10 protein-coding genes, 1 pseudogene and 1 riboswitch are annotated in these 12,439 nt (G+C 65.4%); of the genes and pseudogenes, 5 read left to right on the plus strand and 6 right to left on the minus strand.

The features are described 5' to 3' along the window. Positions 1-3: 3 nt before the first annotated feature. The 3 genes and pseudogenes from P9230_RS18740 to P9230_RS18750 form a co-directional block, all read right to left on the minus strand. Positions 4-870, minus strand: coding sequence for a LysR family transcriptional regulator (locus tag P9230_RS18740; protein WP_278120501.1), 867 nt, complete (start codon positions 868-870; stop codon positions 4-6). A gap of 126 nt (positions 871-996) precedes the next feature. Then, positions 997-2,096: pseudogene (locus P9230_RS18745) on the minus strand (branched-chain amino acid ABC transporter substrate-binding protein). Positions 2,097-2,186: 90 nt separating this feature from the next. After that, positions 2,187-3,509, minus strand: coding sequence for an aminotransferase class I/II-fold pyridoxal phosphate-dependent enzyme (locus P9230_RS18750; protein ID WP_278120370.1), 1,323 nt, complete (start codon positions 3,507-3,509; stop codon positions 2,187-2,189). Positions 3,510-3,733: 224 nt separating this feature from the next. On the opposite strand from P9230_RS18750, the gene P9230_RS18755 reads away from it, so the two are divergent. From P9230_RS18755 to P9230_RS18770, 4 genes are all read left to right on the plus strand, one after another. Continuing rightward, positions 3,734-4,594 (plus strand): xanthine dehydrogenase family protein subunit M, encoded by an 861-nt coding sequence (locus tag P9230_RS18755; RefSeq protein ID WP_278120372.1) that lies wholly within the window; start codon positions 3,734-3,736, stop codon positions 4,592-4,594. Continuing rightward, positions 4,594-5,070 carry a (2Fe-2S)-binding protein gene (locus tag P9230_RS18760; protein WP_066997187.1) on the plus strand — a complete coding sequence of 159 codons (477 nt, stop codon included), beginning with the start codon at positions 4,594-4,596 and terminating at the stop codon, positions 5,068-5,070. The genes P9230_RS18755 and P9230_RS18760 overlap by 1 nt, the downstream gene beginning before the upstream one ends. A gap of 1 nt (position 5,071) precedes the next feature. Then, a complete protein-coding gene (locus tag P9230_RS18765; RefSeq protein WP_066997120.1) occupies positions 5,072-7,336 on the plus strand; it encodes a xanthine dehydrogenase family protein molybdopterin-binding subunit in 2,265 nt (754 codons plus the stop codon). A gap of 62 nt (positions 7,337-7,398) precedes the next feature. Next, the gene (locus P9230_RS18770; RefSeq protein ID WP_066997117.1) at positions 7,399-7,644 is read left to right on the plus strand and encodes a MoaD/ThiS family protein; all 246 of its coding nucleotides are present in this window, start codon (positions 7,399-7,401) and stop codon (positions 7,642-7,644) included. Positions 7,645-7,684: 40 nt separating this feature from the next. Here P9230_RS18770 and P9230_RS18775 read toward each other — a convergent pair whose 3' ends face one another. Then, positions 7,685-8,188 carry a group 1 truncated hemoglobin gene (locus P9230_RS18775; RefSeq protein ID WP_245322344.1) on the minus strand — a complete coding sequence of 168 codons (504 nt, stop codon included), beginning with the start codon at positions 8,186-8,188 and terminating at the stop codon, positions 7,685-7,687. Positions 8,189-8,597: 409 nt separating this feature from the next. Between P9230_RS18775 and P9230_RS18780 the strand changes: the two genes are divergently transcribed. Beyond that, positions 8,598-9,974, plus strand: a complete 1,377-nt coding sequence (locus tag P9230_RS18780; RefSeq protein WP_278120374.1) for an HWE histidine kinase domain-containing protein — start codon at positions 8,598-8,600, stop codon at positions 9,972-9,974. Positions 9,975-10,508: 534 nt separating this feature from the next. On the opposite strand, the gene P9230_RS18785 is transcribed toward P9230_RS18780, so the two are convergent. Together P9230_RS18785 and P9230_RS18790 are read right to left on the minus strand one after the other, a co-directional pair. After that, entirely contained in the window at positions 10,509-11,576 is a 1,068-nt protein-coding gene (locus P9230_RS18785; protein ID WP_278120376.1) for a HoxN/HupN/NixA family nickel/cobalt transporter, read from the minus strand. A gap of 89 nt (positions 11,577-11,665) precedes the next feature. Further along, positions 11,666-11,857, minus strand: a riboswitch (cobalamin riboswitch). Positions 11,858-11,937: 80 nt separating this feature from the next. Then, positions 11,938-12,345: a DOPA 4,5-dioxygenase family protein gene (locus P9230_RS18790; RefSeq protein ID WP_095802577.1), complete on the minus strand. Its 408-nt coding sequence runs from the start codon at positions 12,343-12,345 to the stop codon at positions 11,938-11,940. Between the last annotated feature and the right edge of the window lie 94 nt (positions 12,346-12,439).

Below are 12,439 nucleotides of genomic sequence, written 5' to 3' on the forward strand. Positions count from 1 at the left end.
GCCTCAGCCGCGCGCTGCCCCCTCCTCTGCCAGCAGCCAGTCGATCATGGCGGCGGCGGGCGCAGGCGGACGATCGGGCGCCAAGATCGAGAGAGCGCGGCCGGTCGGCACGCGCAACTCGGGAAACGGCGCCACCAGCGAGCCGGCGGCGAGAGCGCGCGACACCAGCGCCTCATGCCCCATCAAAACGCCGGCGCCGTCGACGGCGGCCTGCACAGCCATGCTGTAGAGCGAGAATTCGGAGCCCGTCTCGATCGAAGGGCCTTTCACGCCGGCGACTTCGAACCAAAGGCTCCAATCCTCCGTCCAGGTGGTGTCCCAGAGCAGGAACTGCGAGGAAAGTTCGGCCGGCGTCTTCAATTGTCTGGCCAACGCCGGCGCGCAGACAGGAAAGATGACGTCGTCGCAGAGCTTGAAGGATCGGCCGGCGCCCGATCTGGTGAGGAAAATAGCGAGGTCGAAAGGCTCGCGCCGGAAGTCCGGCGGCTCTTCCAGCGCATGGATGGAGGGGCGCAGCGCCGGATGCGCCGCGCGCAAGGCCGGCAGCCGCGGCGCCAGCCAGAGCTGCGCGATCGAAGGCAATGCCGCGACGCTGACCTGCGGCCGGGGCGCCGAGATCCGCAATTCCTGAACGGCGAGCCCCAAAGCGTCGAAAGCGGTGGAAAACGAGGGTAGCGCCGAACGCCCAGCATCGGTGAGATGCAGGCCTTGCGCGTTACGCACGAAAAGCGGAGAGCCTAGCCAAGCCTCCAGCGCCTTCACCTGATGAGAGACGGCGGCGGGGGTCACGCCGAGTTCGTCCGCCGCCTTGGCAAAGCTTTCATGGCGTGCCGCCGCCTCGAAGGCCCTGAGGGCGTTGAGCGGCGGCATGCGCGGTCGCGGCGGATTGACGGCCATCTGCAGCTTTCCCAATGCCGCGCCGCCTGCCATGACGGCGCGGCAATGCTTCGAGCGAAAGAACGGCGACCGCCTGCGCTCGCCTCCAGGACCTCAAGTCTATTTGAGGGCCACCGGAACGAGCTTGCCGTCGACCTTCCGCCACTCAAATACGACGAAGCCCGGCTGCTTGATATCCCCTTTGTCGTCATAGGAGATGGTGCCAAGCACGGTCGGGATGGCCGCTCCCGAATGGCCGCCTTCGGGTCGTCGACCTTGGCCTTGGCGATCGCCTCGGCGAGGATCTGGGTGGCGGCATAGGCATAGAGCGTGACGGCTTCAGTGGGCACGTTCTTCGCCTTCAGGTCGGCGACCGCGTCTTTGGCTTCGGGAAAGCTCGCCGGATCGGGGAAGGACGTCATCAGCGTGCCGGCCGCGCCATCGCCGCCGATGGCGCCGAACTCGCTGTTGGATATGCCGTCGCCGCCCATCAGGACCGTCTTGACGCCCTGGTCGTGCATCTGGCGCACGATGAGGCCGGCCTCTGTGTGCTGGCCGCCATAATAGACAAGGTCGGCGCCCGACTCCTTGATCTTGGCGACAAGCGCGCTGTAGTCCTTCTCGCCCGGGTTGATCTCCTCGCGCAGCACCTCCTTGCCGCCGCCGGAATTGTAGGCCTTGGCCATCTCGTCGGCGAGGCCCTTGCCGGCCGTCGACTTGTCGTCGACGATCGCGACCTTCTTGCCGGCAAAACGCTCGAGCACGAATTTCGCGGCGATGATGCCCTGCTGGTCGTCGCGGCCGCAGGCCCGGAACGCGTCCCATAGGCCTCGCTCAGTCACCATCGGGTTGGTGGCCCTGGGCGTGACGAAGAGCACGCCGTTTTCTGCATAAATCTCCGAGGCCGGAATGGTGACACCGGAATTGTAGTGGCCGACGACATAGTGCACGCCGTCGGCGACGAACTTGTTGGCGACCGACACGCCCTGCTTGGGGTCGGAGACATCGTCGCCAACCGAGACGCTGAGCTTTTGACCGAGCACGCCGCCATTGGCGTTTATGCGCTGGATCGCCGTCTCGACGCCGACGCGGTACTGCTCGCCATAGGCGGCGTTCGGCCCCGACATCGGGCCGGCGACGCCCAGCACGATATCCGCCCTGGCGACGCCGGCGGCGGCGGCCATCAGGGCAGCAGTCATCAATCGCAGAATCATGCGCATGGTCATTCCCCTTTGTTGAAGAAGGCGGGCTTCTCGCCCGCGGCCCTTGCTTTTGACGAAGCGGGCTCCCCTGCCCGCGGGTTCAGGCGCTCAGCTGACGAAATGCAGCTTCGTGAACCGGCGCCGGAATGCACTCACATCCGCCGCGACATCCTCCACGGCATCGTTGCCACGCAGTCCCCTGGCGATGAGGGCGGCAAGCTCGGGCATGTCCTTCTCCGTCATGCCCCAGCGCACGATCTCGGGCGTGCCGAAGCGCAGGCCGTTCATGTCGCCATCGACCGCCGTGACCGGCAGGCCGATGCCGCAGGTGAGGATGTTTGCACGCCTCAGCCGCTTCGCCGCCGCCTGGCCGCCGCCGAACTCCGCCGCCTCGATGGCGAACTGGTGCGAGGCGGTGTGCCCCTTGGCGGTCGAGAACACCGGCAGGCCGCGCTCAGCCAGCGCGCTTGCCAGCGCCTTCGCGGTGCCGGCCATGGCGGCGGCATAGGCGCGGCCATGTCCCTTCCAGTCGAGCATGGTGATGGCCAGGGCGGCGGCCTTGGCGGCATCGAAATTGGCGGTCATGCCGGGAAAGGCTATGCGGTCGAGCTTTTCGGCGATCTCGGCGACGTTGGTGACGATCAGCCCGGAGGGCGGCCCGCCGAGGCTCTTATAGGTGCTCATCGTCATCAGATGGGCGCCCTCCTCCAGCGGCTGCTGCCAGGCCTGTCCGGCGATCATGCCGCAGAGATGCGCGGCATCGAACAGCACCAGCGCACCGACCTCGTCGGCGATCGCCCTGATTTCCTGGATGGGATGCGGCAGGAGATTGAGGCTGCTGCCGATGGTGATCATCTTCGGCCTGAGCTTAAGGGCAAGCGCGCGTAGCCTCTCGATATCGACCGTGTAGCCGCCGGCATCGACGGGCGCGGCATGAATCTCCAGCCCGTACAGGCCGGCGCAGCCCGCCATATGGTGCGTGACATGGCCGCCGATGGCCGGCGGCGGCGCGATGATGGCGTCACCCGGCCGCGCCGCGACCATGAAAGCGTAGAGGTTGGCGATGGCGCCGGAAGGGACGCGGATTTCGGCGTATTTCGCGCCGAAGACTTGCGCCGCCAGCTCGGCGGCGATGACCTCGATGCGTTCGACGCCCTCCAGCCCCATCTCGTATTTGTCGCCGGGATAGCCGAGCGACGGACGCGAGCCGAGCCGGGCGGCAAGCGCGGCCTCCGCCTTCGGGTTCATCACATTGGTCGCCGGATTGAGGTTGATGCAGTCGGCCTCGTGGATTCGCCGGTTGAGCGCGATGCCGCCCTCTATCGCGGCGAGCACGGCGTCGTTCCCCTGCCCGCTTGTGGCCGTCGCCAGCGCCTGGATAAAATCCTCGCAGTGCGTGGGAACCCAGGGCCTGCGGGCAAGAGCGGTCATCGAAGCCTCCCTGTTGCCGGATGCGATGTCCGGCTCGTCAGGGCATGGTGGAGGCTTGGCCGGCCAGGCGCAAACGAGTAGTTCTAGCGGCTAGGCTTAGAAAATTTAGGGGTAGGAATTAGGGCAATGCGCCTGACTTAGGTGGTGCAATGCAGGAAGCGGATGGTCATTATAAGGAGAGTCTTTATAACGGTCGATCTGATCATGACCACCAAGGGGAGACGATGCGCTACATACGTCCGCAATCAATAGAAGAGGCCGCCGGCCTGTTGGCCAGCGCGGCCGGCCCGGCCGCGATCCTTGCCGGAGGCAGCGACCTTCTGGTGAGGATGAAGGGAGGCTTCATCGAGCCCGAGCTGATCGTCGACATCAAGGCGATCGCGGGCCTTAGCGAAATCAAGGAAACGGCAGAAGGCTTCAGCATCGGCGCTGCGGTGCCCTGCGCGGTGCTCGGCGAGAACGCGGCGCTGAAGAAGGCCTGGCCGGGCGTCGTCGAGGCGGCCAAGCTGATCGGCTCGAAGCAGGTGCAGGGACGCTGCACAATCGTCGGCAATCTCTGCAACGCCTCGCCCGCCGCCGACAGCGTGCCGGCGCTGGTGGCTGCCGGCGCCGAGGCCGTGGTTGCCGGGCCGAACGGCAGGCGCACGATCCCCGTGGAAGCCGTGCCGACCGGACCGGGCCGTACCTCGCTGGCCAAGGGCGAGATCATCGAGGCGATCCTGCTCGACAAGCGCGCGCCAAATGCGGGCGACGCCTATCAGCGCTTCATTCCGCGCACCGAGATGGACATCGCCGTGGTCAGCGCCGGCGTGAACCTGATGCTCGACGAGGCGGGCGCGATCAAGTCGGCCCGCGTGGCGCTGGGCGCCGCGGCGCCCACGGTGCTGCTGGTCGAGGAGGCGGCCGAGGTGCTCGTCGGCTCGAAGCTGGATGAGGCGACGCTGGAGCGGCTCGCCAAGATCTGCGCGGGCGCCTGCCGCCCGATCGACGACAAGCGCGGCACCATCGAATTCAGACGGAAAGTTGCGGGTGTGCTGGCGAAGCGTGTCGCCACCACCGCCTATGAGCGTGCAGGAGGCAAATGATGGCCGGTGTAGCGGTTTCAACGACAATCAACGGCGATCATGTCGAATATCTTTGCCAGCCGGACGAGACGCTGCTCGACGTGCTGCGCGACCGGCTGGGACTGACCGGCGCCAAGGAAGGCTGCGGGACCGGCGACTGCGGCGCCTGCAGCGTCATCGTCGACAACCGGCTGGTGTGCTCCTGCCTGGTGCTCGGCGCCGAGGCCGAAGGCCGCCAGATCGAGACCATCGAAGGCATGGCGCATGGCGACCAGCTGCATCCGCTGCAGCAGAAATTCCTCGAGCACGCCGCCTTGCAATGCGGCATCTGCACGCCAGGTTTTTTGATTGCGGCGAAGGATCTGCTCGAGAAGAACCCCTCCCCGACCGAGGAGGAAATCCGCTTCGGGCTCGCCGGCAATCTCTGCCGCTGCACCGGCTATGACAAGATCGTGCGCGCCGTCCAGGACGCGGCAAACGTGATGAAGGGAGCCTGAGATGAATTTCGATCCGCGCTACTCGGGACGCAGCTTCTCATCTGTCGGCACGCGCCCCCTCCGCCCCGACGGCGTCGACAAGGTGACGGGACGCGCCCGCTACGGCGCCGACTTCAACATGGCCGGGCAGCTGGTCGGCCGTGTGCTTCGCAGCCCGCACGCCCACGCGATCATCAAGAAGATCGACACCTCGAAAGCCGAAAAGCTCGCCGGCGTGAAGGCGGTGATCACGGCGAAAGACCTGCCGGACCTGACCGATGGCGATGCCGGCATGTTCGACACCCTCGACAATTGCATGGCGCGCAAGAAGGCGCTCTATGACGGCCATGCCGTGGCCGCGGTGGCGGCGATCGATGCCCGCACCGCCAGGCAGGCGCTGAAGCTGATCGAGGTCGACTATGAGGTGCTGCCGCATGTGACCGACGTCGACGAGGCGATGCAGCACCACGCCCCGCTCATCAACGATGCCATCTTCACCGAAGGGCTGGAGGAAAAGCCGGTCAAGCCGTCCAACGTCTCCAAGCGCACGCAATACGGCCATGGCGACGTCCACCAGGGTTTTGCCCAGGCCGATTTCGTCGTCGAGCGCTCCTTCAAGACCGAGCAGACGCATCAGGGCTATATCGAGCCGCATGCCTGCGTGGCGAGCGTCAATCCCGACGGCACGGCCGATCTCTGGGTTTGCACGCAAGGCCATTTCGTCTATCGCCAGCATTGCGCCCAGCTGCTCGGCCTCGAAGTCTCGAAGCTGCGCGTCACCTCTTCCGAGATCGGCGGCGGCTTCGGCGGCAAGACCCATGTCTGGGCCGAGCCGGTGGCGCTGGCCCTGTCGCGCAAGGCCGGCCGCCCGGTGAAGCTGGTGATGACCCGCGACGAGGTGTTCCGCGCCTCGGGGCCAACCAGCGCCACCTCGATCGACGTCAAGATCGGCGCGCGGAAGGACGGCACGATCACCGCCGCCGAAGCGACGCTGCGCTACACCTGCGGCCCCTATGCCGGCATGTGGGCGGAGATCGGCGCCATGACGGCCTTCGCCTGCTACAAGCTGGAGAACGTCAAGACCGTCGGCTACGAGGTGCTGGTCAACCGGCCGAAGACCGCGGCCTATCGCGCGCCCTCGGCGCCGATGGCGGCGTTCGCGGTGGAAAGCGCTGTCGACGAGCTCGCCAAGGAGATCGGCATCGATCCGGTCGAGTTCCGCATCAAGAATGCGGCGCAGGAAGGCACCCGCGCCTCCTACGGCCCGGTCTACGGCCCGATCGGCATCGGACCGACGCTCGAGGCGGTCAAGGAGCACCCGCATATGCGCGCGCCGCTGGCTCAGAACCAGGGCCGCGGCATGGCCTGCGGCTTCTGGTTCAACTTCGGCGGCCAGACCTGCACCGACTTGAACATCGGCATGGACGGCACGGTGTCGCTCGCCGTCGGCACGGTCGACGTCGGCGGTTCGCGCGCGTCGCTGTCGCTGGTGGCGGCGGAGGAGCTCGGCATCGACTACAGCCAGGTGAAGGCGATCGTCGCCGACACTTCCAGCCTCGGTTACAACGACATGACCGACGGCAGCCGCGGCACCTTCTCCTCCTCGATGGCGACCATCTCGGCCGCCCGCAACGCCATCAAGGTGCTGCGCGAGCGCGCCGCTCAGATGTGGGACATCTCGGTCGACGACGTTGCCTGGGAAAAAGGCCACGCGGTCGCCAAGGGCGAGAAGCACGGCAATCTCGGCAAGCTGTCGCTGAAGGAGATCGCCGCACAGTCCGGCAAGACCGGCGGGCCGATCGCCGGCCATAGCGAGCTCGTCGCCGACGGCGCCGGCGTCTCCTTCGCCACCCATATCTGCGACGTCGAGGTCGATCCCGAGACCGGCTCGACCAGGGTGATCCGCTACACGGTGGTGCAGGATGCCGGCAAGGCGGTGCACCCGACCTATGTCGAGGGCCAGTACCAGGGTGGTGCCGCGCAAGGCATCGGCTGGGCGCTCAACGAGGAGTATATCTACGGCAAGGACGGCCGCCTGCAGAACCCGGGCTTCCTCGACTACCGCATCCCGGTGTGCTCCGACCTGCCGATGATCGACACGCAGATCCTCGAAATCCCCAACCCCAACCACCCCTACGGGGTGCGCGGCGTCGGCGAGACCTCGATCGTGCCGCCGCTGGCGGCGATCGCCAACGCGGTGTCGAACGCGGTGGGCGTGCGCATGAGCCACATCCCGATGTCGCCGCCGCGGATTCTTGCAGCGCTCGAGGCCGAACGGGAAGGCTAGCATGCTGAAAAGCGCGAAGCGGTTTTCAGCTCACGTCACGGTCCAATGAGGATCAGGCGATAATGGTCCAGGTCACGCTCTGGGGCTCGCTCAGCGCCGCCGCCGGAGGCAAGGACAAGCTCGACATCGAGGCCAAGGACATCAGGGAGCTGTTCCGCAAGCTTGCGGAACAGCATCCCGCGTTCGAACCCCTGCTCGATCGCGGCATCGCGGTCGCGATCGACGGGACGATCTATCGCGACACGTGGTCGAAGGAACTGCCGCCGGGGGCGGAGATTTTCCTGCTGCCGCGGCTGGCGGGTGGATAGGCGGAGCGGCGGACCGCCTTCGCCGGATTCGCGCTGAGCCTCACCCCTTTTTGACAGAGCCGGCAGTGACCTCATCCTTGTGCGCGGCAAAGGCTTCCAGGACCTCGGTCTTTTCGGCTTTCGGAACCTTGAAGCGGTCGAGCGTCCGCCCGAGTTCCGCTGCGACCTCGTCGAACTCGGCGGGAGAAATCTTCAGGTCCTTGTGGGCCTCCTCGAGGCCGAGCGGCGTCGCGCCCGGCTCGGTGGCCACGAACTTGAAGGGGCCGCCGGAAACATCGCACACCCACAGCGTACGCATGAACTTGAGGCCCGGCAGCCGTTCGAGGTTCTTGGTGTGCCATTTGCGCAGTTGCGGGTTCTTGGACTTCTTGCCGACGATGGGGTTTTTCACGACGGCGTCGCTGAAGTGATCGACCACGGCTGCGATGGCGAACACGCCTCCCAGCCGATCGTACAGACTCTTGTCCGGCGCGGTCTGCTTGGTCTGCGCCAGCGCATCGCCGGCGGGCAATATGGCGGTCGACGCGGCCGCCGCCGCCAGCACGGCGACGACGCTTCGTCTCGAAAGAGAGGTCGAAACAGCCGTTTTCATCTCTGGTACCTCCGTTGGGCCAGAGCCGGCCGCTCTGGCGGCTTCAATGCGTGATTGCGGGACATATGCACTTTGCCTCAAACGGCTTCGTATGAGGAACTAACGAAACTGCGCCCGAAATATTCCTCCGGCGGACCGGCAGCCTGGGGTCTATTCACGATGGCTAAAATTTTGCGTGACGGAGACGGATACATAAACGGCGTCGCGCGTTAATGCGCCTATGGCTGACGGGCTCTTCCGTGAATCGTGGCCTCGCGGGAACGGCGAGATGGCGCGATTCATTCGCGAATATCCCTGGTCGGAAAGCCCGCTCGGGCCGATCGAGACATGGACGCTCAGCCTGAGGACGACGGTCGACCTGATGCTCGCCGCCGAAGCCCAGATCGTGCTTTTCTGCGGGCCGGAGTTTGTCGCGCTCTACAATGACGCCTACGCGCCGACCATCGGCGACAAGCACCCGCGCGCGCTCGGCCGTCCCGCCGAGGAAAACTGGTCCGAGCTCTGGACCGACCTCGAGCCGCTGCTGCGCGGAGTTCTCGAAACCGGCGAAACCTTCTCGGCCAGGGACCGGCCTTTCTACATCGAACGATCCGGCCTGGTCGGCGAGACGGTCTATTTCGACATCTCCTATTCCGCAGTGCGGGCGCAGGACGGCACGGTCGAAGCCGTGCTCTGCATCGTTTCGGAGACCACGGCCCGGGTGCTGGCGGCAGCAAAGGTGCGCGAAAGCGAGCAGCGGTTTCGCGCGCTGGTCAATGCCAGCTCCGACGTGGTTTACCGGATGAGCCCGGACTGGCAGGAAATGCATGAGCTGGACGGCCGCGGCTTCCTGTCGAGCGCCCAGGGGCCGGCGATCCGCTGGCGCGACGAATACCTGTTCCCGGAAGACCAGGCGAGCATCCAGGCGGCGATCGAGCGCGCCATCATGGAGCGCGGCGTGTTCGAGCTCGAGCACAGGGTGCGGCGCGCCGACGGGTCCGCCGGCTGGACCACCTCACGGGCAATCCCGATCGTCGATGACACCGGCAGCATCCTGGAATGGTTCGGCATGGCCGCCGACATCACCGAAAAACGGGCGAGCGAACAGCAGATCCAGCTTCTGATGCGCGAGGTGAACCACCGCGTCAAAAACCAGTACGCCGTGATCCTTTCCATGATCCGCGAGACGAGCAAACGCGCGACCGACCCGCGCGCGTTCGAACACCAGATCCGCGAACGCATCATGGCGCTGTCGCGCTCGCACGACCTCTTGGTGCTCAACGACTGGCGCGGCGCAGGCATGGCCGACCTTGTGCGCGAACATCTGCGGCCGTTCGGACACGAAGAGCGAATCTCGCCTTGCGGGCCGGACGTGACGTTGCGGCTGAACGCGGTGCAGAACATCGGCATGGCGCTGCATGAGCTGGGCACCAACGCGACGAAATACGGCGCCCTGGCCGGCGACGCCGGAACCGTGCGGATGGACTGGCGGGTAGCACCGGCCCCCGAAGGCAGCGATTTCGAGCTGGTCTGGGAGGAACATTTTTCCGAACCTCCCGCGGCCGCCGATGCCAACCCGCATAAAGGCTTCGGCAGCGTCGTTCTCCAGCGCGTCGTCCCCACCAGCCTCTCCGGCAGCGCCTCCATGGAACGGCTGCCCGGCCTCGTTCGCTGGACGCTCTCGGCGCCGCTCGCCAACGTGGTCGTCGCCGGCGGGGCGGAGCTGGACGGCGATGAGCAGATCGCCGGGCTGACGTGAGGCCGGTTGCATCCTGGGAGACCGAACAGGGCGGCTCGCCGCCACGTCGGAAGCTCGCTGGCGCCGCCGAGCCCTCGCCGTAGCGCCGTACGCCGAATGGCTTGCGCTGCTCCCATTTTTGCTTTCCCCTTCCCCGCTTTTTTAGAACAGAAAAGCGCCAGCTTTTCTGTTCTGGACTCTGGATATTTGGACTCTGGATTCTGGCTTATGGATTATGGGGCTTATCCCAGGCCTTAACCCCTGGCTTATCCAAGCGCAGAATTCCGTCACACTTCCAAAGGCTTGGGCTACGGCTCCTCAGCATGCCTTTGAAGCGCGTGCGCACGGGCCGGCGATCTCCTGTCGCTGTCTGCCAACAGTGAACAAAATGGGAACAAGAATGTCAAGCCGAGCACCGCTGACGGGGCGGCGATCGACCTTTGCCGTCATCGGCTTCCCGATGCCGAGGCATTCAAGGCGGCAGGCTGGCAGCCCGCCGGCGTCTGATGGCAGAGAGATGCGGCTGGCCTGCTGCAGCCAGCCGCCGCCGGCGGCTTATGAATTCTTTGCTGCGGATCCGATCTCCACATCGTCCAGCCCCTTGGCCTTGTAGACGACATAGGAGATCGCCCAGGCGGCGATGAAGATGCCGATAATGGCGAAGCCCAGATTGTTGAAATTGTCGTTGAGCGTGCCGACGCCGTTCCAGAAGCCGCCCGACAGACCGAACTTGTCACCGATCAGGCCGAGCGCCTCGATGCCGCCGATCAGTACTGCGACAAGGACCGACACCAGGGTGATCGTCATGTTGTAGTACAGTTTGCGGATCGGCTTGACGAAGGCCCACTCATAGGCGCCGAGCATCATCACACCATCGGTCGTGTCGACCAGTGACATACCGGCCGCGAAAAGCACCGGGAAGACCAGAATGGCCTCGAACGGCACGCCCTTGGCCGCTTGTGCCGCGGACACGCCGAACATGGCGACTTCGGTCGCGGTGTCGAAGCCAAGGCCGAAGAGGAAACCAAGTGGGAACATGTGCCAGCTGCGCGACACCAGCCGGAACATCGGGCGGAAGACGCGGGCCAGGAAGCCGCGATTGTTGAGCAGCAGGTCCAGATCCTCCTCGACAAACGCCCCACCGGCCCGCACCCGCCGATAGCTTCTGTAGATCGAGAAGAAGATGACGATGTTCATCGCCGCGATGGCGAGCAGGAAGAGTGCGGAAACGCCGGTACTGATGGTGCCGCCAATCTCCTGAAGGCTCTGGAAACGGCCGAGCAGGGACGTTGCCGCCGCGATAGCCGCAGCGACGATGACGACGATCGTCGAATGGCCGAGTGCGAAAAAGAAACCGACGGAGACCGGCCGTTTGCCGTTCTGCATCAGCTTGCGCGTGACATTGTCGATGGCCGCTATGTGGTCGGCATCGACGGCATGGCGCAAGCCGAGGCCATAAATGACGAGAGCGACGCCAAGCAATGTCGGCTTGTCGTGGAAGGCGACGAAAGCCCACAGCCACGCCCCGACGTTGAGAATGGCGAGCGCGCCGTAGATTGTAATCAGCCTGGCCTTCAGGTCGGGCGCGGTTTTGTTCAGCATTTTCGATAGTTGGATCAGCATGGTTCTGCCTTTGACGTTGCCTGTCATCGCAGGGAACTCGCCCCGCCGTCCGGCCAGGCGCGCACACCGGATCACCCCGTCCGATGTTCTGCTTTGACGTCCATGATGGCAGGTCTCCTGGCTCGCGGATTGCCGCCGCTTTCGCCTTCCCGGCCCATGCAGCCAGTGGCATCGTGAAAACGGCATGCCGCTTACAGTTGCGGGGGCAGCCACGGCTTTGGATTTCTCCGCACCGCGTTCCCTTTTGATCCCCGAAGGGAACCATCGGCGCGAATTCGCCACACCGCGGTTGGCCAGTCAATCAACAACTCCGACGGCCAGCCGCCTCTCACGCCATCGTGACGAGATCGCCGCGCCCCCCTCACACCCCCAGCGTCGGCTCGGTATTCACCTCCAGCGCTTCCTCTGCCTCGTCCTCCTCGCCAAGCACGTCGCCCTTCACCGGCAGTGCCCGGCCGATCCAGATCGGGTCGATAAGGTGGTCGCGCTTGGGGTTGGTGGTGTTGGGATGGATAAGGATGCTCAGGCCGCCGTGGTTCAGCATCAGCCAGGGAACCAGCGTGGCAAAAATCTCGGTCGCGAAGGAGACCTGGTACATGGCTTGCTGGTGCGGGCCGACCGGCTCGTCGCGCCAGTTGCCCAGGCGCACGCGGAACCGTTCTGCGATGCGCTGGCGCAGCCATTCGGCATGCTGCCGCTCGGCTTCCCCGCCGTAGTAGATATGGGCGTGATAGCTGGCGATCTCGGCGATCGGCCTGACTTCGTTCATCGCGATGCTCCCCTTCGATGATTTTTTTGCGCCCGGCGGAACTCTAGCCGAAGCGCGGGCGCCTTGTCTGCAGCCGGCTGAGGTCCGCGCCTGC

The sequence above is a fragment of the Mesorhizobium sp. WSM4887 genome, assembly GCF_029625865.1.
Taxonomy (GTDB): domain Bacteria; phylum Pseudomonadota; class Alphaproteobacteria; order Rhizobiales; family Rhizobiaceae; genus Mesorhizobium.

Coding starts and splice junctions, on each gene's coding strand:
- P9230_RS18740 (WP_278120501.1), bottom strand. CDS start 870: ATGCCGCCGCTCAACGCCCTCAGGGCCTTCGAGGCGGCGGCACGCCAT.
- P9230_RS18750 (WP_278120370.1), bottom strand. CDS start 3,509: ATGACCGCTCTTGCCCGCAGGCCCTGGGTTCCCACGCACTGCGAGGAT.
- P9230_RS18755 (WP_278120372.1), top strand. CDS start 3,734: ATGCGCTACATACGTCCGCAATCAATAGAAGAGGCCGCCGGCCTGTTG.
- P9230_RS18760 (WP_066997187.1), top strand. CDS start 4,594: ATGGCCGGTGTAGCGGTTTCAACGACAATCAACGGCGATCATGTCGAA.
- P9230_RS18765 (WP_066997120.1), top strand. CDS start 5,072: ATGAATTTCGATCCGCGCTACTCGGGACGCAGCTTCTCATCTGTCGGC.
- P9230_RS18770 (WP_066997117.1), top strand. CDS start 7,399: ATGGTCCAGGTCACGCTCTGGGGCTCGCTCAGCGCCGCCGCCGGAGGC.
- P9230_RS18780 (WP_278120374.1), top strand. CDS start 8,598: ATGCTCGCCGCCGAAGCCCAGATCGTGCTTTTCTGCGGGCCGGAGTTT.
- P9230_RS18785 (WP_278120376.1), bottom strand. CDS start 11,576: ATGCTGATCCAACTATCGAAAATGCTGAACAAAACCGCGCCCGACCTG.
- P9230_RS18790 (WP_095802577.1), bottom strand. CDS start 12,345: ATGAACGAAGTCAGGCCGATCGCCGAGATCGCCAGCTATCACGCCCAT.